The sequence below is a fragment of the Mycobacterium sp. ENV421 genome (assembly GCF_002887815.1).
GTDB lineage: Bacteria > Actinomycetota > Actinomycetes > Mycobacteriales > Mycobacteriaceae > Mycobacterium.
In genome coordinates, this window is sequence record NZ_PDHO01000001.1 from 414,457 (window position 1) to 438,873 (window position 24,417).

General features: G+C 67.9%; 32 protein-coding genes. 25 read left to right on the plus strand and 7 right to left on the minus strand.

Going from position 1 to position 24,417, the window contains the following annotated elements; translation table 11 throughout:
* Positions 1-44 precede the first annotated feature (44 nt).
* From CRM90_RS01925 to CRM90_RS01940, 4 genes are all read left to right on the plus strand, one after another.
* Positions 45-305, plus strand: a complete 261-nt coding sequence (locus tag CRM90_RS01925; RefSeq protein WP_036343205.1) for a helix-turn-helix domain-containing protein — start codon at positions 45-47, stop codon at positions 303-305.
* A 150-nt stretch (positions 306-455) separates the two neighbouring features.
* Entirely contained in the window at positions 456-557 is a 102-nt protein-coding gene (locus CRM90_RS01930; protein ID WP_003402602.1) for a 30S ribosomal protein bS22, read from the plus strand.
* A gap of 73 nt (positions 558-630) precedes the next feature.
* Positions 631-1,704 carry an SDR family oxidoreductase gene (locus CRM90_RS01935; protein WP_102805302.1) on the plus strand — a complete coding sequence of 358 codons (1,074 nt, stop codon included), beginning with the start codon at positions 631-633 and terminating at the stop codon, positions 1,702-1,704.
* On the plus strand, positions 1,701-2,798 hold the full coding sequence (locus CRM90_RS01940; protein ID WP_502693216.1) for a lysophospholipid acyltransferase family protein: 1,098 nt from the start codon (positions 1,701-1,703) through the stop codon (positions 2,796-2,798). The genes CRM90_RS01935 and CRM90_RS01940 overlap by 4 nt, the downstream gene beginning before the upstream one ends.
* Before the next feature lie 16 nt (positions 2,799-2,814).
* Here CRM90_RS01940 and CRM90_RS01945 read toward each other — a convergent pair whose 3' ends face one another.
* Entirely contained in the window at positions 2,815-3,321 is a 507-nt protein-coding gene (locus tag CRM90_RS01945; protein ID WP_102805304.1) for an FAS1-like dehydratase domain-containing protein, read from the minus strand.
* A gap of 38 nt (positions 3,322-3,359) precedes the next feature.
* Positions 3,360-4,289: an HAD family hydrolase gene (locus CRM90_RS01950; protein WP_102805305.1), complete on the minus strand. Its 930-nt coding sequence runs from the start codon at positions 4,287-4,289 to the stop codon at positions 3,360-3,362.
* A 30-nt stretch (positions 4,290-4,319) separates the two neighbouring features.
* On the opposite strand from CRM90_RS01950, the gene CRM90_RS01955 reads away from it, so the two are divergent.
* The 9 genes from CRM90_RS01955 (at position 4,320) to CRM90_RS01995 (ending at position 11,302) form a co-directional block, all read left to right on the plus strand.
* Positions 4,320-4,580: a glutaredoxin family protein gene (locus CRM90_RS01955; RefSeq protein WP_102805306.1), complete on the plus strand. Its 261-nt coding sequence runs from the start codon at positions 4,320-4,322 to the stop codon at positions 4,578-4,580.
* 106 nt (positions 4,581-4,686) lie between these two features.
* Positions 4,687-6,054: a glutamyl-tRNA reductase gene (locus CRM90_RS01960; protein ID WP_102805307.1), complete on the plus strand. Its 1,368-nt coding sequence runs from the start codon at positions 4,687-4,689 to the stop codon at positions 6,052-6,054.
* Between the two features lie 26 nt (positions 6,055-6,080).
* Positions 6,081-7,022, plus strand: coding sequence for a hydroxymethylbilane synthase (hemC, locus tag CRM90_RS01965; protein ID WP_199189746.1), 942 nt, complete (start codon positions 6,081-6,083; stop codon positions 7,020-7,022).
* Positions 7,023-7,036: 14 nt separating this feature from the next.
* Positions 7,037-8,698 (plus strand): bifunctional uroporphyrinogen-III C-methyltransferase/uroporphyrinogen-III synthase, encoded by a 1,662-nt coding sequence (locus CRM90_RS01970; RefSeq protein WP_199189736.1) that lies wholly within the window; start codon positions 7,037-7,039, stop codon positions 8,696-8,698.
* 14 nt (positions 8,699-8,712) lie between these two features.
* On the plus strand, positions 8,713-9,693 hold the full coding sequence (gene hemB, locus CRM90_RS01975) for a porphobilinogen synthase (protein ID WP_102805310.1): 981 nt from the start codon (positions 8,713-8,715) through the stop codon (positions 9,691-9,693).
* Positions 9,690-10,112, plus strand: a complete 423-nt coding sequence (locus tag CRM90_RS01980) for a hypothetical protein (protein WP_102805311.1) — start codon at positions 9,690-9,692, stop codon at positions 10,110-10,112. The genes hemB and CRM90_RS01980 overlap by 4 nt, the downstream gene beginning before the upstream one ends.
* A gap of 20 nt (positions 10,113-10,132) precedes the next feature.
* On the plus strand, positions 10,133-10,516 hold the full coding sequence (locus CRM90_RS01985) for a hypothetical protein (RefSeq protein ID WP_102805312.1): 384 nt from the start codon (positions 10,133-10,135) through the stop codon (positions 10,514-10,516).
* Positions 10,509-11,015, plus strand: a complete 507-nt coding sequence (gene mce1N / locus CRM90_RS01990; protein ID WP_102805313.1) for a transport-regulating membrane protein Mce1N — start codon at positions 10,509-10,511, stop codon at positions 11,013-11,015. The genes CRM90_RS01985 and mce1N overlap by 8 nt, the downstream gene beginning before the upstream one ends.
* Positions 11,012-11,302: a hypothetical protein gene (locus tag CRM90_RS01995; protein ID WP_102805314.1), complete on the plus strand. Its 291-nt coding sequence runs from the start codon at positions 11,012-11,014 to the stop codon at positions 11,300-11,302. Before mce1N ends, CRM90_RS01995 begins: the two co-directional genes overlap by 4 nt.
* Here CRM90_RS01995 and CRM90_RS02000 read toward each other — a convergent pair.
* The gene (locus CRM90_RS02000; RefSeq protein ID WP_102805398.1) at positions 11,259-12,404 is read right to left on the minus strand and encodes an amidohydrolase family protein; all 1,146 of its coding nucleotides are present in this window, start codon (positions 12,402-12,404) and stop codon (positions 11,259-11,261) included. The genes CRM90_RS01995 and CRM90_RS02000 overlap by 44 nt on opposite strands.
* 139 nt (positions 12,405-12,543) lie before the next feature.
* On the opposite strand from CRM90_RS02000, the gene CRM90_RS02005 reads away from it, so the two are divergent.
* The 5 genes from CRM90_RS02005 to CRM90_RS02020 all read left to right on the plus strand — a co-directional run bounded on the left by CRM90_RS02005 (position 12,544) and on the right by CRM90_RS02020 (position 17,103).
* On the plus strand, positions 12,544-13,236 hold the full coding sequence (locus CRM90_RS02005; protein WP_158248975.1) for a GOLPH3/VPS74 family protein: 693 nt from the start codon (positions 12,544-12,546) through the stop codon (positions 13,234-13,236).
* Positions 13,233-13,361: a hypothetical protein gene (locus tag CRM90_RS31285; protein WP_286145607.1), complete on the plus strand. Its 129-nt coding sequence runs from the start codon at positions 13,233-13,235 to the stop codon at positions 13,359-13,361. The genes CRM90_RS02005 and CRM90_RS31285 overlap by 4 nt, the downstream gene beginning before the upstream one ends.
* 46 nt (positions 13,362-13,407) lie before the next feature.
* A complete protein-coding gene (locus tag CRM90_RS02010) occupies positions 13,408-15,519 on the plus strand; it encodes a heavy metal translocating P-type ATPase (RefSeq protein ID WP_102805315.1) in 2,112 nt (703 codons plus the stop codon).
* A 128-nt stretch (positions 15,520-15,647) separates the two neighbouring features.
* Positions 15,648-16,523: an oxygenase MpaB family protein gene (locus CRM90_RS02015; protein ID WP_102805316.1), complete on the plus strand. Its 876-nt coding sequence runs from the start codon at positions 15,648-15,650 to the stop codon at positions 16,521-16,523.
* Positions 16,516-17,103: a TetR/AcrR family transcriptional regulator gene (locus CRM90_RS02020; protein ID WP_102805317.1), complete on the plus strand. Its 588-nt coding sequence runs from the start codon at positions 16,516-16,518 to the stop codon at positions 17,101-17,103. The genes CRM90_RS02015 and CRM90_RS02020 overlap by 8 nt, the downstream gene beginning before the upstream one ends.
* On the opposite strand, the gene CRM90_RS02025 is transcribed toward CRM90_RS02020, so the two are convergent.
* The 3 genes from CRM90_RS02025 to CRM90_RS02035 are packed head-to-tail and all read right to left on the minus strand — an operon-like array spanning position 17,100 to position 18,598.
* A complete protein-coding gene (locus CRM90_RS02025) occupies positions 17,100-17,321 on the minus strand; it encodes a hypothetical protein (protein ID WP_102805318.1) in 222 nt (73 codons plus the stop codon). The two genes, CRM90_RS02020 and CRM90_RS02025, sit on opposite strands and share 4 nt — an antisense overlap.
* A 30-nt stretch (positions 17,322-17,351) precedes the next feature.
* Complete coding sequence (locus tag CRM90_RS02030) at positions 17,352-18,062, minus strand: Rieske (2Fe-2S) protein (RefSeq protein WP_102805319.1); 711 nt, start codon at positions 18,060-18,062, stop codon at positions 17,352-17,354.
* The gene (locus tag CRM90_RS02035; protein WP_102805400.1) at positions 18,059-18,598 is read right to left on the minus strand and encodes an RNA polymerase sigma factor; all 540 of its coding nucleotides are present in this window, start codon (positions 18,596-18,598) and stop codon (positions 18,059-18,061) included. Before CRM90_RS02035 ends, CRM90_RS02030 begins: the two co-directional genes overlap by 4 nt.
* A gap of 132 nt (positions 18,599-18,730) precedes the next feature.
* On the opposite strand from CRM90_RS02035, the gene CRM90_RS02040 reads away from it, so the two are divergent.
* Genes CRM90_RS02040 through CRM90_RS02050 form a run of 3 tightly spaced genes read left to right on the plus strand, consistent with a single transcriptional unit; the run spans position 18,731 to position 20,489 of the window.
* The gene (locus tag CRM90_RS02040) at positions 18,731-19,180 is read left to right on the plus strand and encodes a cupredoxin domain-containing protein (protein ID WP_102805320.1); all 450 of its coding nucleotides are present in this window, start codon (positions 18,731-18,733) and stop codon (positions 19,178-19,180) included.
* Positions 19,177-20,100, plus strand: coding sequence for a metallophosphoesterase family protein (locus CRM90_RS02045; RefSeq protein WP_102805321.1), 924 nt, complete (start codon positions 19,177-19,179; stop codon positions 20,098-20,100). The genes CRM90_RS02040 and CRM90_RS02045 overlap by 4 nt, the downstream gene beginning before the upstream one ends.
* Positions 20,097-20,489 carry a hypothetical protein gene (locus CRM90_RS02050; RefSeq protein ID WP_102805322.1) on the plus strand — a complete coding sequence of 131 codons (393 nt, stop codon included), beginning with the start codon at positions 20,097-20,099 and terminating at the stop codon, positions 20,487-20,489. The genes CRM90_RS02045 and CRM90_RS02050 overlap by 4 nt, the downstream gene beginning before the upstream one ends.
* Here CRM90_RS02050 and CRM90_RS02055 read toward each other — a convergent pair.
* Positions 20,443-20,823: a nitroreductase family deazaflavin-dependent oxidoreductase gene (locus CRM90_RS02055; RefSeq protein WP_102805401.1), complete on the minus strand. Its 381-nt coding sequence runs from the start codon at positions 20,821-20,823 to the stop codon at positions 20,443-20,445. The genes CRM90_RS02050 and CRM90_RS02055 overlap by 47 nt on opposite strands.
* Before the next feature lie 234 nt (positions 20,824-21,057).
* On the opposite strand from CRM90_RS02055, the gene hemL reads away from it, so the two are divergent.
* Genes hemL through CRM90_RS02075 form a run of 4 tightly spaced genes read left to right on the plus strand, consistent with a single transcriptional unit; the run spans position 21,058 to position 24,339 of the window.
* Positions 21,058-22,374 carry a glutamate-1-semialdehyde 2,1-aminomutase gene (hemL, locus tag CRM90_RS02060; protein WP_102805323.1) on the plus strand — a complete coding sequence of 439 codons (1,317 nt, stop codon included), beginning with the start codon at positions 21,058-21,060 and terminating at the stop codon, positions 22,372-22,374.
* 23 nt (positions 22,375-22,397) lie between these two features.
* Positions 22,398-22,979 carry a histidine phosphatase family protein gene (locus tag CRM90_RS02065; RefSeq protein WP_102805402.1) on the plus strand — a complete coding sequence of 194 codons (582 nt, stop codon included), beginning with the start codon at positions 22,398-22,400 and terminating at the stop codon, positions 22,977-22,979.
* Positions 22,976-23,572 carry a TlpA disulfide reductase family protein gene (locus tag CRM90_RS02070; protein ID WP_102805324.1) on the plus strand — a complete coding sequence of 199 codons (597 nt, stop codon included), beginning with the start codon at positions 22,976-22,978 and terminating at the stop codon, positions 23,570-23,572. Before CRM90_RS02065 ends, CRM90_RS02070 begins: the two co-directional genes overlap by 4 nt.
* Positions 23,569-24,339: a cytochrome c biogenesis CcdA family protein gene (locus tag CRM90_RS02075; protein WP_102805325.1), complete on the plus strand. Its 771-nt coding sequence runs from the start codon at positions 23,569-23,571 to the stop codon at positions 24,337-24,339. Before CRM90_RS02070 ends, CRM90_RS02075 begins: the two co-directional genes overlap by 4 nt.
* Positions 24,340-24,417: the final 78 nt, after the last annotated feature.

A 24,417-nucleotide genomic window follows, 5' to 3' on the forward strand; every position in this document is an offset into this window, starting at 1 on the left:
GGGGAAGCCGCTGGAACTGCCCGTGCCTGACGGATTGGGTTGCGATGACGTCTATGAACGGGCCATCAGCGCGGGATTCGGCTGGAAAATCGGCGCGTGATGCCGGCGCCGACAACCCGCCCGCCGCTCGAGCTCAATTTCTCACCGTCGCCGAGGTCGCCGCGCTGATGCGCGTCAGCAAGATGACGGTGTACCGCCTGGTGCACAACGGCGAGCTGCCCGCGGTGCGGGTGGGCAGGTCGTTCCGGGTGCACGCCAAGGCCGTTCACGATCTGCTGGAGACGTCGTACTTCGACGCGGGCTAGCGAGCTCGTCGCGCAGGCGTTCATCGCACGCTTGCCGGCTCGTCGACACCAGGTCGTTTTCCGTTCCGGATGCCTGCTTAGGTAAGGTGTCCGGGACACAAGAAGCCTGCTCTCGTGCAGGCACTGCGAGGATTTAGGTAGCGGATTTTCATGGGTTCAGTCATCAAGAAGCGGCGTAAGCGCATGTCGAAGAAGAAGCACCGCAAGCTGCTGCGTCGTACCCGGGTCCAGCGCAGAAAACTCGGCAAGTAGTCGTCGCACCCGGCCTGGCTCGGCCATCTCGTCGAGCCGTGCCGGGTTTCGCGCAGGCCGATAGGCTGTCCTGATGTCTTCCGGCGGTATCGACAACGAAGCCCCGCATTACCCGAAGGTCGTGCTGGTCACCGGAGCGTGCCGTTTCCTCGGCGGGTACCTCACTGCGCGTCTGGCGCAGAACCCGCTGATCAACAGAGTCATCGCTGTCGACGCCGTCGCGCCCAGCAAGGATCTGCTGCGCCGGATGGGCCGCGCCGAGTTCGTGCGCGCCGATATTCGAAACCCGTTCATCGCCAAGGTGATTCGCAACGGCGAAGTCGACACCGTGGTGCATGCCGCCGCGGCGTCGTACGCCCCGCGATCGGGTGGGCGCGCCACGTTGAAGGAGATCAACGTGATGGGCGCCATGCAGCTGTTCGCGGCGTGCCAGAAGGCGCCCTCGGTGCGGCGGGTGATCCTCAAGTCGACCTCCGAGGTCTACGGCTCGCACCCGCACGACCCGGTGGCGTTCACCGAGGACAGCAGTAGCCGCCGCCCACCGGCGGAAGGGTTCGCCCGCGACAGCATCGACATCGAGGGCTATGCCCGCGGACTCGGCAGGCGCAGGCCCGACATCGCGGTCACGATTCTGCGGCTGGCCAACATGATCGGCCCGGGCATGGACACCGCGCTGTCGCGGTATCTGGCCGGCCCGCTGGTGACGACGATGCTCGGCCACGATGCGCGGCTGCAGCTGCTGCACGAGCAGGACGCACTCGGGGCGCTGGAGCGGGCGACGATGGCCGGCAAATCGGGCACCTTCAACATCGGTGCCGACGGCGTGATCATGATGTCGCAAGCGGTTCGGCGGTCCGGACGCGTTGCGATTCCATTGCCGAATTCCGCGGTTTGGGCACTGTATTCGTTGCGAAGAGCGGGCCGGGCTTCCGACCTCAACCGTGACCAGATGGATTGGCTGAATTACGGCCGGGTCATGGACACCACCAGAATGCGCTCCGAGTTGGGCTTCGCGCCGAAATGGACGACGATGGAGGCGTTCGACGACTATGTGCGCGGCCGAGGTTTGACGCCGATCATCGACCCGAAATGGGTACGATCTGTGGAGAGTCGCGCGGTCGCCGTTGCGCAGCGGTGGGGCGGCTGAGGGGCCAATGGTGGGGAGAAGGTGCCGAAGTGGCGGGTGAATCAAAGGCGAAAGTGATTCCGCTGCACTCGAATACGAGTCGAGTCGCGGCGGCCCGTCGTGCTGCGCAGCGTGCCGATGCGGCGCGCCGTCATCCCTCGCTGCTGTCCGACCCGGGCACCCGCGCCTCGGCGGAGGAGATCGCCGCCGTCGTCCGGGAAATCGACGCGCGGCGCGGGCCCGGGGGAAACGGGGTTGCCGACGATGCGCCCAATGAACTGGCGCAACGCATTTCGGCCGTCGCGGAGTATGTGACCAAACGATTCACCGGCGACTATTCGGTCGACGAATTCGGGTTCGACCCGATGTTCAACAATGCGATCGTATTGCCTTTGCTCCGGCCGCTTTTCCAGAATTGGTTCCGGGTCGAGGTCAGCGGCATCGAGAATCTGCCGAAAAAGGGCGCCGGCCTGGTGGTCGCCAATCACGCCGGAACGTTGCCGATGGACGGGCTGATGTTGTCGGTGGCGGTCCACGACCATCACCCGGCGAATCGGGACGTGCGGTTGCTGGCGGCCGACATGGTCTTCGATATGCCGATGCTCGGCCCGATCGCCCGCAAGGCCGGGCACACCATGGCGTGCACCACCGACGCCCATCGTCTGCTCGCCGGCGGGGAACTCACCGCCGTCTTCCCGGAGGGCTACAAGGGTCTGGGCAAGCCGTTCCGGGACCGCTACAAGTTGCAGCGGTTCGGCCGGGGCGGCTTCGTCTCGGCGGCGTTGCGCACCAAGGCGCCGATCATCCCGTGCTCGATCGTCGGGTCCGAAGAGATCTATCCGATGATCACCGACGTCAAGCTCCTGGCGCGGGTGCTCGGGCTGCCCTACTTCCCGATCACGCCGCTGTTCCCACTGGCCGGCCCGGCTGGGCTGATCCCGCTACCGTCGAAGTGGCACATCGCATTCGGCAAGCCCATCGAGACGGCCGACTATGACGAGGCCGCCGCCGACGATCCGATGATCACGTTCGACCTCACCGATCAGGTGCGCGAGACCATCCAGCAGACGCTGTATCAGTTGCTGACCAAGCGTCGCAACATGTTCTTCGGCTGAGCGCGGTCGCTGCGCGCTAGGGTTGCCTGCCCATTGCTGCCGCGGCGATGGCCGCGACCTGAGCATTGGTTTCCTCGTCGCCCCCGGCTTCGCCGATCATTGTCACGACGGTCGTCATCACCGGCTTGCCCTCTTCGTCGGTGACTTCGCTGCGCAATTCGCTGATCACCGTGCCGTGCGATTCGACAACCGAGTCCAGCCACGAATCGAAGAACAATTTGTCGCCCGCCACAATCCGGCGGTGGAATTTGATCTTCTGGTCGCGGTGAATGACGCGGGCGATATTGATGCCGACATCGAAGTTGCGGAAGATGTCGAGCTGCACCTGGCGGCCCGGGATCGCGATGAACGTCAGTGGCGCCACCACGTCGGGGTAACCGGCGGCCTTGGCCGCCTCCTCGCTGAAGTGCAGCGGATCGTCGGACTGGATCGCCTTGGCGTACTCGCGGATTTTCTCGCGACCGACGAGGTAGTAGTCCGGGTAGCGGTAGTGGGTTCCGATGATGTCGCTGGCGATTGACACCCGGGGAGCCTATCAGCGGGTATGGCGGACGCTGTGAATCAGCGCCGGCGCGAGACCGCTGCCGCGAGCGCACCGCCGACCGCGCCGAGTGCCAGCGCCGACGGCACCCCGATGCGCGCCGCTTTGCGTGCGGTGCGGAAATCGCGGATCTCCCAGCCCCGCTCGCGGGCCAGCTCGCGCAGATCGGCGTCGGGGTTGATCGCGACCGCGGTGCCCACCAGCGACAGCATCGGCACGTCGTTGTAGCTGTCGGAGTACGCCGTGCAGCGTCGGAGGTTCAGCCCTTCGCGAATGGCCAGCTGCCGCACCGCGTGTGCCTTGCCGACCCCGTGCAGGATGTCGCCCACCAGCCGGCCGGTGAAGACCCCGTTCTCCGACTCGGCGACGGTCCCCAGCGCGCCGGTGAAGCCGAGCCGGCGGGCAATCGTGTCGGCCAGCTCGTACGGCGTCGCGGTGACCAGCCACACCTGCTGGCCGGCGTCGAGGTGCATCTGCGCCAATGCCCGGGTGCCCGGCCAGATCTTGTCGGCGATGATCTCGTCGTAGATCTCCTCGCCGACAGCGATCAGTTCGGCCGTCGACCGTCCTTCGATGAACGCCAGCGCCTTGCGCCGGCCCTCGGCGACGTCGTCGCTGTTCTCCCGGCCGGTGAGCTGAAACTTGGCCTGCGCGTAGATGAATTTGGCCATGTCGCCGTAGGTGAAGTACTTGCGTGCGGCCAGTCCGCGGCCGAAGTGCACCAGCGACGAGCCCTGCACCAGCGTGTTGTCCACGTCGAAGAACGCGGCCGCGGTGAGGTCGGCAGGTGGCGGCACGGCAGGCTCGGCGGCCGCCGGCCCCGGCTCGCGAACCGCGGCGATGCTCGCGTCGCGGGCCACCGCACTGGCTTGCTCGGCGACCAGTTCGTCGACGGCCAGCTCCGCGCTGGCATCACCGGCAAGCTCCTCGTCGTGGTCCCCGGAACCCATGGGTCAACCCTAACTGCGACACTGGCTCAGATGAGCCGCGCACACGTCGAGCTGTTGACCCGGGCCGGGTGCACCCTCTGCCGGCAGGTCTACGGGCGCCTCACCGAACTGGCCGCCGAACTCGATTTCGAGCTGTCGGCCACCGACGTCGACGCCGCTGCGGCCGCGGGGGACAACGCCTTACGTGCCGAGTTCGGCGACCGGCTGCCCGTCGTGTTGCTCGACGGGCGCGAGCACAGCTACTGGGATGTCGATGTCGACAGGCTTCGCGCCGACCTGTCTCAGCGGTGAACACCGGCGGAATTTGGCCAGCCGCCTGCGCAGCGTTTACCGTGGAACTAAGTTTCACTAACGGAGCATTCCGTCACAGCGAGGGAGCGGGCCAGGTGATCGTGCCGTGAGCGTCCTGCTGTTCGGAGTTTCGCATCGCAGCGCTCCGGTTTCCGTTCTCGAGCAACTGTCCACCGACGAGTCGGACCAGCTCAAAATCGTCGATCAGCTTCTGCAGTCACCGCTGGTGACCGAGGCGATGGTGCTGTCCACCTGCAACCGCGTCGAGGTCTACGCGGTGGTCGACGCCTTCCACGGCGGTCTGTCGGCGATCGGCCAGGTGCTCGCCGAGCACTCCGGCATGCCGATGGGCGATCTGACCAAGTACGCCTACGTCCGCTACGCCGAAGCCGCCGTCGAGCATCTGTTCGCGGTCGCCAGCGGCCTGGACAGCGCGGTGATCGGCGAGCAACAGGTGCTCGGCCAGGTCCGACGTGCCTACGCCACCGCGGAAGCCAACAAGACCGTCGGGCGGATCCTGCACGACCTGTCCCAGCGCGCGCTGTCGGTGGGCAAGCGGGTGCACTCCGAAACCGCGATCGACACCGCGGGCGCCAGTGTGGTGTCGGTCGCACTGGACATCGCCGCCGGCCGAACGGATGGCTTGGCCGGACGCACCGCCGCCGTCGTCGGCGCCGGATCGATGGGCGGGCTGTCGGTCGCTCACCTGCTGCGCGCCGGCATCACTCATATCGACGTCCTCAACCGGTCGCTGCCCCGCGCCGAGCGGCTCGCCGAAAGCATCCGCCAGCAGGGCGCCACAGCGCAGGCGCTGAGCCTTGAGGAGCTGCCTGCCGCACTGGCCGCCGCCGACGTCGTGGTCAGCTGCACCGGCGCGGTCCGTCCGGTGGTCTCGCTGGCCGATGTGCACCACGCGCTGGCCAGCGTCCGTCGCGACGAGACCGCAGCTCCGCTGGTGCTCTGCGACCTGGGCATGCCCCGCGACGTCGACCCCGCGGTGGCGGGTCTGCCCGGGGTGGCGGTCATCGACATGGACCGCGTGCAGCGTGAGCCGTCGGCCAGGGCCGCGGCCACCGACGCCGAAGCGGCCCGGCAGATTGTCGCCGCCGAGGTTGCCAGCTACCTGGCCGGCCAGCGGATGTCGGAGGTCACGCCCACCGTCACCGCACTGCGCCAGCGCGCCGCCGACGTCGTCGAATCCGAACTGCTGCGCCTGGACAACCGGTTGCCGGGCCTGGATGACGCCCAGCGCGACGAGGTCGCCCGCACCGTGCGGCGGGTGGTCGACAAGCTGCTCCACGCCCCGACAGTGCGCGTCAAGCAGCTGGCCAGCGCGCCCGGCGGCGACAGCTACGCCGAGGCGTTGCGCGAACTCTTCGAACTCGATCCGCAGGCCGTCGATGCCGTGGCCGCAGGTGAATTGCCCCTGCTGGCACCGGAATTCGATCAGGGCCGAACCGACGGCACCGGGTAGCGCGGTTGGCCGGCAGTAACGACGCGGTGATCCGGATAGGTACCCGGGGCAGCCTGCTGGCGACCACGCAGGCGGGGACCATCAGAGACCAACTGATCGAGCGCGGACACCGCGCCGAGCTGATCATCATCAGCACCGCCGGCGACCGCTCCGACAAGCCGATCGCCGAAATCGGGGTCGGGGTGTTCACCGCCGCCTTGCGGGAAGCCATCGCCGACGGCCGCGTCGACATGGCGGTGCACTCGTACAAGGATTTGCCGACAGCATCCGACGAGCGGTTCACCATCGCCGCGATCCCGCCCCGGGAGGACGCCCGCGACGCCTTGGTGGCCCGCGACGGCATGGTTTTGGGGGAGTTGCCTGCGGGTTCGGTGATCGGCACGAGCTCGGTGCGACGGGCCGCGCAGCTTAGAGCACTGGGTCTCGGTTTGGAAATCCGCCCCCTACGAGGCAACCTAGATACCAGGTTGAACAGGGTAAGCAGTGGTGATCTCGACGCCATCGTGGTTGCCCGGGCGGGCCTGGCCCGTCTTGGACGACTCGGCGATGTCACCGAGACGCTGGAGCCGGTGCAGATGTTGCCAGCGCCGGCCCAAGGTGCGCTTGCGGTCGAGTGCCGCGCAGGCGACACCGAGCTGGTGGCGCTGTTGGGATCACTCGATGATCCCGACACCCGCGTCGCGGTCACCGCGGAGCGAACCCTGCTGGCCGAACTGGAGGCGGGTTGTTCCGCACCGGTGGGCGCGATCGCCGAAGTGGTCGAGTCCATCGATGACGACGGCCGCGTCTTCGACGAGCTGTCACTGCGCGCATGCGTGGCGGCAGCAGACGGATCCGACGTGATTCGTGCGTCCGGTATCGGCACCCCCGGCCGGTCCGCAGAGCTAGGGCTCTCGGTCGCCGCGGAGTTGTTCGAGCTCGGTGCGCGTGAGGTCATGTCGGTACAGACTCCGCACGTAGAGCGGTAGGCGGGAGTGAAGCGATGACTGGTCATGTGAGCGGTCGGGGACGCAAGGCGAAGCCGGGACACATCACGTTCGTCGGCTCGGGTCCGGGTGACCCCAACCTGTTGACGACGCGAGCCCGCACCGTGTTGGCCAACGCCGCGCTGGTGTTCACCGATCCCGACGTGCCACCGGCCGTCCTGAGCACGGTCGGCACCGACCTGCCACCGGCGTCCGGCCCCGCGCCGGCGCCGGACGGTCCCCCTGCTGACGGTCATGACGAGACCGCGCCGCCGGTTGTCTCCGTCGGCCCGGACATCCGGCCCGCGCTCGGTGACCCGGCCGAGGTGGCCAAGACGCTGGTCCAGGAGGCCAAGGCCGGCTTCGACGTGGTGCGCCTGGTCGCCGGGGATCCGCTGTCGATCGACTCGGTCATCACCGAGGTCAACGCCGTCGCGCGGGCTCACGCCGAGTTCGAGATCGTTCCCGGCCTGCCCGCCACCAGCGCGGTCCCGACCTACGCGGGTCTGCCGCTGGGATCGGCGCACACCGTGGCCGACGTGCGCGGCGAGGTCGACTGGGCGGCCCTGGCCGCCGCACCCGGCCCGCTGATCCTCACCGCGAGCGCCTCGCACCTTCCCGAGGCCGCGCGCACCCTCATCGAGTACGGCCTGGCCGAGGCCACGCCGTGTGTGGTGACCTCCAACGGCACCACCTGTGGCCAGCGTTCGGTCGAGACCACCCTGCACGGCCTGACCGACCGCGCCACCCTGGCCTGCAACAGCGATCCGGCAGGTCCGCTGACCGGCACGCTGGTGGTCACCATCGGCAAGACGGTGGCGCACCGCGCGAAGTTGAACTGGTGGGAGAGCCGGGCCCTGTACGGCTGGACCGTGCTGGTGCCGCGCACCAAGGATCAGGCCGGCGAGATGAGCGACCGGCTGGTCGGCCATGGGGCACTGCCCATCGAGGTGCCCACGATCGCCGTCGAGCCGCCGCGCAGCCCGGCCCAAATGGAAAGGGCCGTCAAGGGTTTGGTGGACGGGCGCTACCAGTGGGTGGTGTTCACCTCCACCAACGCGGTGCGTGCGGTCTGGGAGAAGTTCGGCGAGTTCGGTCTGGACGCGCGGGCTTTCTCCGGCGTGAAGATCGCCTGCGTGGGCGAAGCGACCGCCGACCGGGTCCGTGCCTTCGGCGTCAGCCCTGAGCTGGTGCCCGCCGGTGAGCAGTCCTCGCTCGGTCTGCTCGACGAATTCCCGGAGTACGACAGCATTTTCGATCCGGTGAACCGGGTGCTGCTGCCGCGCGCCGACATCGCCACCGAGACCCTGGCCGAGGGCCTGCGCGACCGCGGCTGGGAGATCGAAGACGTCACCGCCTACCGCACCGTGCGTGCGGCACCGCCGCCGGCCGAGACCCGCGAGATGATCAAGACCGGCGGGTTCGACGCGGTGTGCTTCACCTCGAGCTCGACGGTGCGCAACCTGGTCGGCATCGCCGGAAAGCCGCACGCCCGCACCATCGTGGCGTGCATCGGGCCGAAGACGGCGGAGACGGCCGCGGAGTTCGGGCTGCGGGTCGACGTCCAGCCGGAGACCGCTGCGGTCGGTCCGCTGGTCGACGCGCTGGCCGAGCATGCCGCCCGGCTGCGTGCCGAGGGAGCGTTGCCGCCGCCGCGCAAGAAGAGCCGACGCCGCTAACCGGAAGCCGTTACATGTCGTTCCCGAGGCAGCGCCCGCGCCGATTGCGCTCAACCCCGGCGGTTCGCCGGTTGGTCGCCGAAACCACGGTGGAGCCAAGGCATTTGGTGCTCCCGATGTTCGTCGCCGACGGGATCGACGAGCCTCGGGAGATTGCCTCGATGCCGGGGGTCTATCAACACACCCGCGATTCGCTGCGCCGCGCCGCCGAACAGGCGGTGGCTGCCGGCGTCGGCGGCGTGATGCTGTTCGGTGTTCCTCGCGAAACGGACAAGGACGCTCTCGGTTCGTGTGGGGTGGACCCCGACGGCATCCTCAACGTGGCGCTGCGCGACCTTGCCAAGGACCTCGGCACCGACACCGTGCTGATGGCCGACACCTGCCTCGATGAGTTCACCGACCACGGGCATTGCGGTGTGCTGGACGCCCGGGGCCGGGTCGATAACGACGCCACCAACTCCCAGTACGTCAAACTTGCTGTGGCACAGGCAGAATCGGGAGCCCACGTGGTGGGGCCCAGCGGCATGATGGACGGTCAGGTGGCGGCCATCCGCGACGGTCTCGATTCGGCCGGGTTCACCGACGTGCTGATCCTGGCCTACGCCGCGAAGTTCGCCTCGGCGTTCTACGGACCGTTCCGCGATGCGGTGGCGTCCAGCCTGCAGGGGGACCGGCGTACCTATCAGCAGGACAGCGGCAACGCGCGGGAAGCGTTGCGCGAGATCGTTCTCGACCTCGACGAGGGGGCCGACATCATCATGGTCAAGCCGGCGATGGCCTATCTGGACGTGGTGCGAGCGGCCGCCGACGTCTCGCCGGTTCCGGTTGCCGCCTATCAGGTATCGGGGGAGTACGCGATGATCAGCGCGGCCGCGGCCAACGGATGGATTGACGGGCGTGCTGCCGCGCTGGAGTCGTTGACCAGCATCCGGCGCGCGGGCGCCGACATCGTGCTGACCTACTGGGCCGCTGACGTCGCGGGCTGGCTGGCGTGACACATCAGCAGCCGCCCGCGGCTCCCACGCGTCCCGCCGATGTCGATACCGGCTTCTGGCTGTGGCTCATCGCCCTACCGCTGATGGTCATCGGCTACCTCGTCGACGCGTACTTCACCGCGAGTAAGCACTCGTCGTTCTTCGTCATCGGGATCACCGTGTTGTTCGCGGTGACGGTGTCGGCGGTGGTCGTCACGTTCCTGTTCTTGATGCGGTCCGGCTATCGCTGGACCCGAACGGTGCTGACCGGTGGCGGCGTGGCCAGCGTCATCTACACCGCGGCCAGCCTGTTCAGCACCGATCGGGAGACCGTGCAAGCGGTCGTCTTCGCGGTCACCGGCATCATCGGTTCGGTTCTGATCATGGGCGGCGCCTACCTGCTGCACCGGCCGGACGCGCACGGGTTCTTCAGCAAGTGACCCGATAGGCTGGCCCGACCATGACCGCAACCCAACCCCGGCCGCGCCTTGTCTCGATCGCGTTCTGGTGCTGGCTGGCCGGCTCCATCGTGCTGATGTTGGGCGGACTACTGCTGGTGTTCTCCACCGGCCCGGTTCCGGTGTTCTTCCGGGGCGCCGGCGTGCTGTGGATCGTGGCCGGCGCGCTGTTGAGCTACATCGCAGGCCGGACCCGTGGCGGTGACACCCGCTTCCGGCGAGCCGCGGTGGCGCTCTCGGTCGCGCTGGCGATACTGCTGGCGCTGTTCTCGGTGATGACCGGCGGCCTGGTGTGGCTGTTCGCCCTGGTGCTGGTGCTCGTTCCCGCGGTGTTGATCATGCGACCCGCGGCCCAGGAGTGGTACACCCCGGAGTCCGATGTCTGACGATCAGCTGACCGAGCAGCCGGAGCGGCTGTTCTTCGAAACCGGCGCCAGCTGGTACTGGCTGGTCGCCGGGCCGGCGTCGGCGATCGCGATGCTGCTGATCCAGATCAAGGGTGGGGTGGGATTCCAGCCGGTCGTGCCGCTGATCTTCCTGGTGCTCGTCACCGGCTTCCTCTACATCCAGGTCAAGGCGGCCCGTATTCACACCAGCGTGGAACTGACCCGCGACGCCCTGCGCCAGGGCACCGAGGTCACCAAGCTGACCCACATCATGCGGGTGTTCCCGCCGGCTGAGCATTCGGTGAAATCGCGGGAGCCGCTGGAGAAGTGGCAGACTTCGCGGGCGCTGGGAGAGTTGTCCGGGGTGCCCCGCGGCCGGACCGGCATCGGCGTCGAGCTCACCGGCAAGCGCACCGCGCAAGCCTGGGCGCGCAACCATCGCGCTCTGCGTGCCGCGCTGACCGCACTGGTCGAGGGCGAGACGGTGGACGCCTCGTGAGGCACATCGTCCAGTTGGTCCTGGCGGCCCTGGCGCTGGCCGGCGCCGTAATGACCGGTTTGGCCGCGCGCAGCGTGGCGGTCGTGGCGCCTGTCACCGACGGTCAGCCCTCGACGACCTCGGCGGTCTTCAACCCGCCGCTGATGATGCTGACCTGGTTGCTGCTCACCCTGGCCGGGGTGCTCGCGGTGCTGGGTGTGGCCGGTCTGATCCGGGCCAGGCGGGCCCGCACCGCCGTACAGCTCAGAACACCCGAGTCTGCCCCTCCAGCACTGGAACCGTCGTAGGCAGCTTGTAAGTCTCGACGCCGTTGCGCCACATCACAGCGTCACGGGCATGGTCGGGCAGGTGCTTGACCAGCCAGCGCGGGTCGTCGAATGTCCAGTGCGGGTAGTCCGAGGAGAACAGCAGGATCTTCTCGCATTCCATCCATTCGAAGGCCCGCAACAGTTCGGTCTTGTCCTCGGGATAGTCCAGCGGCTGGGTGGTGAACTTGATGTGGTCCTTGACGTACTCGCTCGGCTTGCGCGTGATGTCGACCCACGATTTACGCGCGTCGTAGATGGCGTCCATCCGCCACATCAGCGGCAGGATCCAGTTGAATGCGTGCTCCACGAACACGATCCGCAACGTGGGGTACCGGTCGAAGACGCCGTCGAAGATCAGGCTCATCACCTGATTGGCGGCCAGCAGTGAGTAGCTGACCATGAAGTCGTGGTTGTAGCTGGGGAACCCGACCGGCGGGATCGGCAGGGTCTCGAACTTCCCCCGGCCGAGGTGGCAGCTGACCGTGATGTCGTGTTTGGTGGCGGCCGCCCAGATCGGGTCGTATTTGGGGTCACCCCATGACGGCCGGGGTTCGGCCTTGATCAGGATCTGCGACATGTACGGGTGGCCGGCCCACTGCTCGATCTCGCGGGCCGCCCCGGCCGGATCTTCGATCGCCACGCTGATCGAGCCGCGCCAGCGCTGGTGCCAGTTGTTGCGGCTGTCCAGCCAGTGCTCGTCGAGCCAGCGGTTGGTCGCGATGGCCGACGCCTGCGCCGCGTCGGCCAGCCGCGCCCCGGGAGCCAGCGGTTCCAGGATGCAGATGTCGGCACCGGCATCCATGACGAGTTGGCGAAACGCCAGATCAGGGTCGGTGCCGGCGAACTCACCGTCGGGCGGGAAGGTATCGGTGCGCATCGCATAGGCGTGCGCATAGTCGGGGGCGTCGTAGTAGATCTGCTCCCCGATGGGGTGCGAGAGGAAGTAGTTGGTGCGCCAGGGCTCGGGGATGTAGTCGATCAGCACTCCGCGGCGCGGTACCGGGTGGACGTCGGAATCCACGCACCGTACGGGGATGTGTTCGGTCGGTGCTGACCGCGCCTCGATGTGGGTCAGTGTCATCCGGGTCATCTCTTCGTCGTCGGTGTGCCCATTCTCTCACTCTGGGCTATCCACAGCGGGCCAAAAATTGAGTAGTCGGCTACGGATGTCCTCGCGCGGTCGGGTACCCAGAGTTGGAGACGGGGAGCGAGGAGGCGGTATGGGGCGCATCGGCGATCCGACGTCTGAGTTCTCCGCCGTGCCCTCGACCCTGCACGGGCAGCTGTTCCTGCTCGCGTTCGATCCTCGGAGCGGTCGGTTCGACGGTTACGATCCTCAGCTCTTCGGCTATGCGTTGCGGGCCGCGATGCTGACGGATCTGTATCTGCGGGGTTTCCTGGTGGAGCGTGCCGGCAGGCCGGTCCCGGCCCGGGCGGCCAGTCCCGACGATCCGATTCTGCGTGCCGAATTCGCCCAGGTGGGCGTTCACAATCGGGCGACGTGGGCGCAGTTGATCGCCGGTGACCAGCACGAAGCGATCACCGCGGTGCGGGAACAGCTGGTCAACCAGGGCTGGCTGCGCACTCGACGGCGGCAGCCCGGTCTCGCGGTGTCCGACGCGGGCCTCGAGCCGTTCGACCAGTGCCGGGTCCGCGCCTTGGCCGACGCGGCGCGCCGCGCGCTGCGGGACGCGGTTGCGGGCCTTCCGGCGGAGCCCCGGCCGGTCGCGTGCGGCTTGCTCGCGGTGATGGCCGAACTGCCCGTGATGGGCGAGTTCTCCGCCGAGGTGCGTGGCCGGGGTGGTCTTGACGGGTTGGCGGTTGGCTGTTTGGTGCCTGTCTCGGGGTTGATCGACGCGATCCACGAGCGTCGCGGGGGCCGCTGTCCGGGGTTGATGGGCGGGTCATCGTGACGGCCGGACGGCCTCGGCACCTGTGGTCGGTGCCCCCGCCGGACAGCTCGGACGACGATCCCGACCCGCCGGACCAGGAGGATCCCGAACCGCCCGAGGACGAGGCCGGCGTGTTGTTGTGGTGATGCAGTAGGCACTGGACACGATACCCCCTAGGGGTATCATCGGGTTATGGCGACAACCGACCTTCAGTTGACCGGCATGAGCTGCGCGTCGTGCGCGGCTCGCATCGAACGCGGCCTCAACGACCTGGACGGTGTGCAAGCCACGGTGAACTTCGCCGTCGAGCGCGCACACGTCGAGCACGGCCCGCAGGTGTCCGAGGGTGATCTGATCCACGCCGTGGAATCCACCGGCTATCACGCGTCGGTGGTGGACCACTCGGGCCACGGCGGCGACCACATGAACCACGACGTCCCGAGTGAAGAGCTGCGTCCCCGGCTGATCGGCTCGGCGGTGCTGGCGGTCCCGGTGGTGGCGCTGTCGATGGTGATGCCGTGGCAGTTTCCGGGATGGCTGTGGGTGGTGCTGGCGCTGACGACCCCGATCGTGTTCTGGGGCGGCTATCCGTTCCACAAGGCCGCGTTGAACAGTGCGCGCCACGGATCCTCGACGATGGACACCCTGGTGTCGATCGGCACACTGGCCGCCTACCTGTGGTCGCTGTACGCGGTGCTGACCGGCGCCGCCGAGCACGGGCACGGCCACGTCTACTTCGAAGTCGCGGCCGCCGTGACGGTGTTCCTCCTGGCCGGCCGGTACGCCGAGTCCAAAGCCAAGCGGTCGGCGGGAGCGGCGCTGCGGGCGCTGCTGTCGCTGGGTGCAAAGGAGGCGACCGTGCTGCGCGACGACGCAGAGGTTCGAATTCCGGTGCAGGACTTGAACGTTGGCGATGTCATCGTCGTGCGGCCCGGAGAGCGGGTGGCCACCGACGGCGTGATCGTCGACGGCGCGTCGGCGCTGGACACCTCGGCGATGACCGGGGAGTCGGTGCCCGCCGACGTCGGCCCGGGTGACGAGGTACTCGGCGGAGCAGTCAACACCTACGGCCGGATTCTGGTGAGCGCCAAGCGCGTCGGCGGTGACACCCAGCTCGCCCGGATGGCCCGGATGGTTTCCGACGCACAAAGCGGGAAGGCATCCATCCAGCGGCTGGCCGATCGGGTGTCGGCGATCTTCGTGCCGGTGGTGTTGGGCATCGCGGCGGTCACTCTGATTGCCTGGCTGGTGGCCGGCGGCTCGGCCACGGCGGCGTTCACCGCGGCGGTCGCCGTGCTGATCATCGCCTGCCCGTGCGCACTCGGCCTGGCGACACCGACGGCGATCCTGGTCGGCACCGGCCGCGGCGCTCAGCTCGGGGTGCTGATCAAGGAGCCGCAGGTTCTCGAGACCGTCACCGGCATCGACGCCGTCGTCCTCGACAAGACCGGCACGGTGACCACCGGCTCGATGGCCGTGGCTGCCGTCGAGACCGAAACCGGCGACGACGCCGACGCGGTGCTAGCTCAGGCGGCCGCGGTCGAATCGGCGTCCGAGCACCCGGTGGCCGCCGCGATCGTGGCGGCCGCCCGGGAGCGGGGCCTGACCGTGCCCGCGGTGCGCGACTTCGCCAACGACCCCGGGACCGGCGTCAGCGGCGTCGTCGACGGGGTGCGGGTGCAGGTGTCCCGCGCATCGGACGACGACGGGCGCACCAGCGTCGAGGTGCGCGCCGACGGCAACCACCGCGGGGTGATCCGGTTGGTCGACGCGGTCAAGCCGACCAGCGCGGAGGCCATCGCCGAGTTGAAGGCGATGGGCATCACGCCGATCTTGCTGACCGGCGACAACACCGCCGTTGCCGCGCGGGTGGCCGCCGAGGTCGGTATCGCGGCCGAGAACGTCATCGCGGGCGTGCTGCCCTCGGAGAAGGCCGACGCCATCAGCCGATTGCAGGCACAGGGACGCAAGGTCGCGATGGTCGGGGACGGGGTCAACGATTCGGTGGCATTGGCCACCGCTGACGTAGGTATGGCGATGGGCACCGGGACCGATGCCGCGATCGAGGCCGGGGACATCACGCTGGTCCGCGGGGACCTGCGCACCGTCCCGACCGCACTGCGGCTGTCGTCGCGCACCCTGCGGATCATCAAACAGAACCTGTTCTGGGCGTTCGGCTACAACGTCGCGGCCATCCCGCTTGCGGCGCTGGGCCTGCTGAACCCGATGATCGCCGGCGCGGCCATGGCGTTCTCCTCGGTGCTGGTGGTGACCAACAGCCTGCGGCTCAAGCGCTTCTCCTGACTCCGCCCAAACCGACGATTGGCCGGGAAAGTGCGAGTAGATCCCCGCATTTCGTCGATCTCGGCGGTGGGGTGACGCTCGTCACGAAGCGGTTGGTACAAAGTGCGAAATCTGTAACACTGTTGCACATGACGGACCTCGCCGAATCTGACTCCGCAACCGACGCCCTCCCGCTGGGCCCGCAGTCACTGGTGTGGCGCTACTTCGGCGACAACCGGATGTTCCTCATCGGCCCGCGTCCGGCAGTGCTGCAGAACATGCTTGCCGAACTCGGACAGGGTGTGCTCGACCATTCGGTGTGGTTCGCCGACACCGCGGCCCGGATCAAACGGTCGTTGCCGCCGATCTTCATGACCGTCTACGGCAGCGAGGACGACAACGCCGGCGCCAGCGTCCGCGACTTTCACCACAACATCAAGGGCGACATGCCTGGCCCGCCCGGAAAGGCCGGCCGCTACCACGCGTTGGATCCGGACACCTACTACTGGGCGCACGCCACCTTCTTCGATCAGGCGCTGTACTTCGCCGACACCTTCGTCAAGCGGCTTTCGCGCGAGGAGAAGGAGCAGATGTATCTGGAGTCCAAGACCTGGTATCGCCGCTACGGCGTCAGTGATCGCCCGATGCCTGCCGACTACGCCGAGTTCGAGCGCTACTGGGACCGGATGATCAACGAGGTGCTGGTGGCGCACCGGACCGCCGTCTACGGTGTCGGCTACGTGACCAAGGGATTCCCGCGACCCAAAGCCGTGAACCCGATCGTCTGGCGGTTGGTGGCACCGGTCTTCAACCCCGTCGCGGCGTTTCTGACCACCGGCGGGATGCCGCCGCGCACCCGCGAGATTCTCGGCCTGCCGTGGAGTGATCGCAAGGAGCGCAATTATCAGCGCTTCGCGGCGTTCTGGCGCTCGCGTCCGGTGAACTGGCTGTGGGATCATCTTCCCATGAATGTCCGCTATAACCGCTACGCCGCAAAGGGTTTCGCGCAGGCAGGGCATGGCTGACCAGTCGACCGAAGCGATACTCGACGCCGCGCTCGTCGAGTTCGATCAGCATGGCATTCGCCGGGTCGCCCTCGATGACGTCGCCCGCCGGGCCGGGGTGAGCCGGACGACGATCTACCGGCGCTTCGCCAACAAGGACGACCTGGTGGCCGCGGTGATGGACCGGGAAAACCTACGGTTGTTCCACGACATCGCCGAAGACCTGAAAACCGCTCGCCCGCAGTCGAATTACTACGTCGAAGCGTTCACTCAGGCGATCCTGCGATCCCGACGGCACCGGGTGCTCAACCGCATGGTCGTCGACGAGCCGGCGCTGACGTTGGAGCTGGCCCGGTTGCATTACGGCGCCGCGGTCCAGCGAATCGAGGCGGCGCTGCAGGTGATCTTCCCGCCCGGGTTCGCCGACCGGATCGGGCCTCAGGCCGTCCATGAACTGGCCGACAACATCTGGCGCTACGCGTTGATGGCGATGCTGTTGCCCAGCCCGGTACCGCTCGAAACCGCGGAAGATATACGGGCTTTCGCCACCAAGCACTTCCTGCCCAGCCTGCCCGAAGTGCTGCGCGTGGTACCGGTTTAAGTACCGGCCGGGCAGTCCAAGTCCACATACGCCACCGGCGCTGCCTGGTGGACACCGGTGACGGTGCACTGGGACAGCCCATCGCTCGGCTGACCGTTGAATTGCACCTGATAACCCTGGGCCTGAAGTTCGCTGACGATATCGGGTGCCGATCCGGTTCCGGAGGACACGACGTGGGCGATGCCGACGAGTGCTGCTGCAATGAGGTTGCTGTACATATTTGTAGATAGGCGCGCAGGTTACAGCTCTCAGGTCGTCCGCGGTGGTGGAGCCAGCACCTCCACCACGCCGTTGCGCTCGCGGACTTCGAAGTGCGGCAACGGTTTCGGGGTGATCGGCAGGGCATGCGTGACGACGGCGCCGGCCGGTGAGAACGATGTCGAATGGCACGGGCAGCGCAGCCGGTCATCGCCCTGGTCGAACCACAGCTTGCAGCCCTGGTGGGTGCACACGCCGGACACGGCGTCGACCCGGCCGTTGACCCGGCGGACGAATCCGTTGACCGAGCCCAGATCGAATGCGCGCACTGCCCCTTCGGAGAGGTCGGCGCTGGACGACACGGTCTGCCACGCCCCGTCGGTGGGCACCAACTCCGCGTCGGCGACGGGTTGGTCGCCGGTGTGCGGGCGCACCACCATCCGGTCGACCGCAACCCCGGCGACCGCAGCCGTTGCCGCCGCGGAGGTGCCGACGATCACCTGTCGGCGGGTGGCTGACATGGCTTGCTTGGCGGGTGGTGTGCTCGTCGAAGATGTCGGATCCGACGACATGTCGGCGGCCAGCCGGGCTTTGAGCCCGTCGACGAATTCCGGTCGGGGTTCGCCGGCGTCCTCGCGGGTGGCGGCGAGGTCGATCGCGGTGCGCAGCTGGGTCGCCTCGAACTCGTCGGGGGTGAAGCCTTTCGGCTGGCGGCCGGCGAGCATGTCGTCGATGTAGTGGCGAAGATCGCGGCGGGTCATGGCAGGGCCCCCTCGCTGATCTGTGCGGCCAGCCGCAACGCTCTATGCTGCAACACTTTCGCGTTCGCGACGCTGATGTCGAGCGTAGCGGCCGCGTCCCGCACCGAACAGCCTTGGAGGAACCGCAGTTCCAGTATCCGGCGATAGTTGTCGGGCAGGGCGCCGAGAAGCGTGGCGACGCGCTGCGGGGCGGTGCTCGGCGCGGCGGGACCGAATACGGTGGCCGGCACGTCCTCGATGGCGGTGATCTCGGCGCCCAGGGTGGCCCGCCAGTGCGCGGCCAGCACGGTGCGGGCGGTGGCCCGCAGGTAGGCACGCACTTCGGCGATGCTGGCGGTCAGACGCAGCGGCCGCATCGCGGCCAGGAAGACCTCCGAGGTCAGGTCCTCGGCGTCGGCGCGGTTTCCCACCCGGCCGAAGATCAGCCGGTAGACCCACGTGACGTTGTCGTCGTACACGGCTTCCCAATCGGGATAGCGCGCGTCGGCGACCAGACGTAGCTCGGGTCGTGGGCGTGGATCGTCGTCCGCCGCCATCATCGGTTGCCTTCCACTCATCGATAGGAGATAGGCGGCGGGGTTACCCGACCGTCGGCGTGTAACCGCCGCCCTACCTCTTGATGAGACGGTCCGCGCCGCGGACTTGGTTCAGCCGAGGAGGCAGCTTCCATGCATCACACCCGTACCGCGCTGGCATGCCTGGCGGTCGTCGTCGGCGCCGCTGCGTGCTCCACACCGGCGAAGGCCCCACCGCCGACCGTCGATTTCGCGCCAAACGGCGGCACATCGGTTGGCATGCCGGGGATGTCGAACATGCCCGGTATGCCGATGCCACAGGCCACGACAGCCGTGTCCGCCCCGCCCATCGCCGGAACAGCGGTCAACATCACCAATTTCGCGTTCACACCGGCCACCCTGACCGTCAAGGTCGGCGACACCGTCACTTGGACGAACAAGGACGAGGAGCCGCACACCGTCGTCGCAAACGACGGCTCGTTCCACTCGCCGGGCCTGGATGCCAACGCCACGTACAGCTTCACGTTCACCAAGGCGGGCAGTGTCGACTACATCTGCAGCATCCACCCGTTCATGCACGGCACCGTGGTGGTGAGCGCGTGACCGGCGACCCGCACCAGATGAGCAGGCGCCAGCTGATCCGGCACGGCGCCTGGTTCGGCGCGGCCGTCGGGCTGGCTGTCGTCGGCGGCGAGGTGCTGTCCCACGTGGCGAGCGCCCCGGCCGCAACCGACGCCCGGCCCACGCTGCGGTTCGCTCAGATCAGCGACAGCCACATCGGGTTCACCGGCGCCGCCAATGCCGACGTCACGGGATCCTTCGGGCGGGCCATCCGGCAGGTCAACAGTCTCGGGTACACGCCCGATTTCGTCATCCACACCGGTGACCTCACCCATCTGGCCACCCCCGCCCAGTTCGACCAGGTCAGCCAGATGCTGGGCGCCCTGAACACCCCGCACGTCTTCACCGTGCCGGGCGAGCACGACTCGGTGGACGACGCCGGGCAGAAGTACCGGTCGGTGTTCGGCGCAGACACCCGAGGTGACGGCTGGTACAGCTTCGACATCGCGGGCGTGCACGTCATCGGGTTGGTCAACACGTTGAACCTGAAGAAACTGGGGCATCTCGGGGCGGACCAGCTGGAGTTCGTCGAGAAGGACGTGGCGTCGCTGTCGTCGGACACCCCCATCATCGTGTTCAGCCACATCCCGCTGTTCGCGATGTACCCCGACTGGGGCTGGGGCACCGACGACGCCACCCAGGCGCTCAGTTACCTGCGCCGGTTCTCGTCGGTGACGTGCCTCAACGGTCATGTCCACCAGCTGTTTTCGAAGACCGAGGGCAACGTCACGTTCTACAGCGCCACCACCACGGCCTACCCGCTGCCCCATCCCGGTGACGGGCCCGCTCCCAAGCCGCTGACGCTGCCCGCCGGTCAGCTGCATGATGCCCTCGGCATCCGCGAGGTCAGCTACACCCGCGGCCAGAACGTGCTCGCCCTGAAAGAGCAGACCCTGCGATGAGCCGTCTGGTGAACCTCGGCATCGCCGCGAGCCTGCTGGTCAGCGCGGCCAGCCACGGCTATCTCTATCTGCACGGGTACTCCGCCGTCCCGGTCGTCGGTCGGGGGTTCCTCGTGCTGACGAGCGTGTTCCTCGCGCTGGCCATCCTGATCGCGGTCGGCGGGCCGGCGTGGTTGCGTGCCGTGGCGTTGGTGGCCGCGCTCGGTTCGTTGGGTGCGTTCGCGATGTCGCGCACGGTCGGGTTGCAGGGGTTCGTCGAACATGGCTGGCAGCCGGCACCGCACGCGGTGATCAGCGTGCTGGCCGAGACCGTCACCGTGGGGCTGTGCGCCTGGTCGTTAGTCAGGAGCGGGTCAGCAGTACTGCGGACTCGAACGGCAGCATCCTGACCAGCGGACGCCAACCTGCCGAAATATGATGGACAGCTTCGGTTTTGGGCATCACGCGCGGATTGCTGACGGTGAAGGTTCGTCCGTAGCGGGTGAGCTGCCCGCCGCCGGCCGCGGTGATGTTCTTGAGCCAATCCCGGTTGGGCCCGTAGGTGAGCAGGATGGCGATGCCATCGTCGGTGGTGAACACCATCAACGGGGTGCGGTATGGCCGCCCGGAGCGGCGGCCGACGTGGTCGAGGATCCCCATCGTCGGAACGAAGCCGGCCCACAACCGCTGCACCGGATTGGTGACATACCGGTTGAACCTGGCCAGCCATTGCGGCAGTTGCATCACCCGATCCAACTCCTAACCGGGGCGTACCTCAAGGCCACGTGGTGGCCGGACGACGCGCTCCAGCGTGAGATTGCAGCCACGCACCAGGTCACTCGCACTCGTGCGGCGTGAGTTCAATCTCGGCGGACTTGTGACCGCTTCTGCCTGCCATTTGTCGCTCCGAGGCGGACGAACGAACCCACTCCTACACCCTGTAGTTGAGCATGCTCTCGGTCTGGGACACTGGTGGCCATGAGCAGTACGGATCAGGCCGCCTCCACGGCGGCATCGGCCGGGCTGTTCGCCGACGCCTGCGCAGTCATCCCCGGTGGAGTGAACTCGCCGGTCCGGGCCTTCAACTCCGTCGGCGGCACGCCTCGCTACATCACCTCCGCCAAGGGCTACTGGCTGACCGACGCCGACAACAACCGCTATATCGACCTGGTGTGCTCGTGGGGCCCGATGATCCTGGGGCACGCGCACCCGGCCGTCGTCGAGGCTGTGCAGCGCGCCGCCGCCGACGGCCTGTCGTTCGGGGCGCCGACGCCCGGGGAAACCGAACTGGCCGCCGAGATCATCGCCCGGGTGAAACCGGTCGAGCGGGTGCGCCTGGTCAACTCCGGCACCGAGGCCACCATGAGTGCGGTGCGCCTGGCCCGCGGCTTCACCGGCCGCTCCAAGGTCATCAAGTTCTCCGGTTGCTATCACGGCCACGTCGACGCGCTGCTCGCCGACGCCGGTTCGGGTGTCGCGACCCTGGGTCTGCCGTCGTCGCCAGGAGTCACCGGCGCCACGGCCGCCGACACGATCGTGCTGCCCTACAACGATGTCGCCGCCGTGGAGGAGTCCTTCGCCAAGTTCGGTGACACCATCGCCGCGGTCATCACCGAGGCGTGCCCAGGCAACATGGGCGCTGTGCCGCCGCTGCCCGGCTACAACGCCGCGCTGCGACGCATCACCGCAGAGCACGGCGCGCTGCTGATCATCGACGAGGTGATGACCGGGTTCCGGATGAGTCGAAGTGGTTGGTATGGGCTCGATCCCGTCGATGCCGATCTGTTCACCTTCGGCAAGGTGATGAGCGGTGGGCTGCCCGCCGCGGCATTCGGCGGTCGCAGAGACGTGATGGAACGCCTGGCCCCGCTGGGTCCGGTGTATCAAGCCGGCACCCTGTCCGGGAACCCGGTGGCGGTGGCCGCCGGACTGGCCACCCTGCGCAACGCCGACGACGCGGTCTACGCCGCCCTCGACGCCAACGCCGACCGGCTGGCCGGGCTGCTCTCAAATGCGCTCACCGACGCCGGTGTGGCCCATCAGGTTCCGCGGGCCGGCAACTTCCTGTCGGTGTTCTTCACCGAGTCGCCCGTCACCAACTTCGCCGAGGCGAAGGCCAGCGAGACGTGGCGGTTCCCGGCGTTCTTCCACGCCCTGCTCGACGCCGGGGTGTACGCGCCGCCGAGCGCCTTCGAAACCTGGTTCGTCTCAGCCGCGCTCGACGACGCCGCCTTCGACCGAATCGCCGGGGCATTGCCGGCGGCGGCTCGCGCTGCCGCAGGAGCCAAGCAGTGAGCGGCCGAACCGTCGTACACGTCATGCGCCACGGCGAAGTCCACAACCCGGAGGGCATCCTCTACGGGCGCCTGCCTGATTTCCACCTCTCCGATCGTGGCCGCGCCCAGGCCGAGGCGGTGGCCGGCTGGCTGGCCACCCGCGACATCGTCTACGTGGTGGCGTCGCCTCTGGAGCGCGCCCAGGAGACGGCCGCGCCGATCGCTGCGCACCACGGCTTGGCCATCGATACCGATGACGAACTCATCGAGTCGCACAACGTGTTTCAGGGTGAGAAGGTCTCGCCGGGCGACGGGGCGCTGCGCGACCCGCGCAACTGGTGGCATCTTCGCAACCCGCGCACACCCACCTGGGGCGAGCCCTACCGGGAGATCGCCGAGCGGATGCGCCGCGCGGTGGAGCGGGCCAGGGTCAGGGGTGCCGGGCACGAAGCGGTCTGCGTCAGCCATCAGCTGCCGGTCGAGACGCTGCGCCGGTCCATGACCGGTAGTAAGCTGCACCACTTTCCGACCCGGCGGCTGTGCAACCTGGCATCGGTGACGTCGTTCTACTTCGATGGGAATGAGTACGTCGGCTGGGGATACTCGGAGCTCGCCGGGCGGTGAAGCGGCTGTTGGTCCTTCTGGTGGCGGCGACGGTGTTGGTCGGCTGCTCCACCGGTGACGACGCTGTCGCTCAGGGCGGCACGTTCGAGTTCGTCGCCCCGGGCGGCAAGACCGACATCTTCTACGACCCGCCGAGCAGTCGCGGCACCCCGGGACCGCTGTCCGGTCCAGAGCTGATGGACACCTCGAAGACCCTGTCGCTGAAGGACTTCGAGGGCAAAGTCGTCGTGATCAACGTGTGGGGTCAATGGTGCGGGCCGTGCCGGTCCGAAATCACCCAGTTGGAGCAGGTTTACGCCCAGACCCGTGACCTGGGAGTGGCGTTCCTCGGGATCGATGTGCGGGACAACGACATCAGCGCGCCGCAGGACTTCGTCGTCGACCGCAAGGTCACGTTCCCGTCGATCTACGACCCAGCGATGCGCACGATGATCGCCTTCGGCGGCAAGTACCCCGCCACGGTGATCCCGTCGACGGTCGTGCTCGACCGGCAACACCGGGTCGCCGCGGTGTTCCTTCGCGAACTGCTGGCCGAGGACCTGCTGCCGGTGGTTCAGCGGCTGGCCGCCGAGCCGAAACCGGGCACGCCATGACCGGTTTCGCGCAGACCGCCGCCGCGGGCCCGCTGCTGCTGGCCCTGGGTGTCTGCGTGCTTGCCGGTTTGGTGTCGTTCGCCTCGCCGTGTGTGGTTCCGCTGGTTCCCGGCTATCTGTCCTACCTCGCGGCGGTCGTCGGTGTGGACGATACGTCAGGCCCGGTGGCCGTGCGGACTCAGCGCCTGCGGGTGGCCGGGTCGGCGCTGCTGTTCGTCGCCGGCTTCACCCTGGTCTTTGTGCTCGGCACGGTGGCGGTGCTGGGGATGACCACCACCCTGATCACCAATCAGCTTGTGCTGCAACGCGTCGGTGGGGTGCTGACCATCGTCATGGGTCTGGCGTTCATCGGCTTCATCCCGGCCCTACAGCGCCAGGCTCGGTTCACCCCGCGCCGGTTCGCCGGTGTGGCGGGGGCACCGCTGCTCGGCGCGGTGTTCGGGCTGGGCTGGACACCGTGCCTGGGTCCGACGCTGACCGGGGTGATCACCGTCGCCTCGGCCACCGACGGTGCCAGCGTCGCCCGCGGTGTCGTCCTGGTGATCGCCTACTGCCTGGGCCTGGGCATCCCGTTCGTGGTGCTGGCGCTGGGATCCAGTTGGGCGGCCAACGGATTGGGCTGGCTGCGCAGGCATACCCGGACCATTCAGATCGTCGGCGGTGTGCTGTTGATCGCCGTCGGGCTGGCCCTGGTCACCGGGGCATGGAACGACTTCATCTCCTGGGTGCGCGACGCTTTCGTCTCCGACGTGAGGCTGCCGATTTGACGACCGCCCCGCCGCGAGCAGACACAAAATCGCCCAAAACAGGGGGTTTTGGGGCGATTTTGCGTCTGCTCGGCAGGT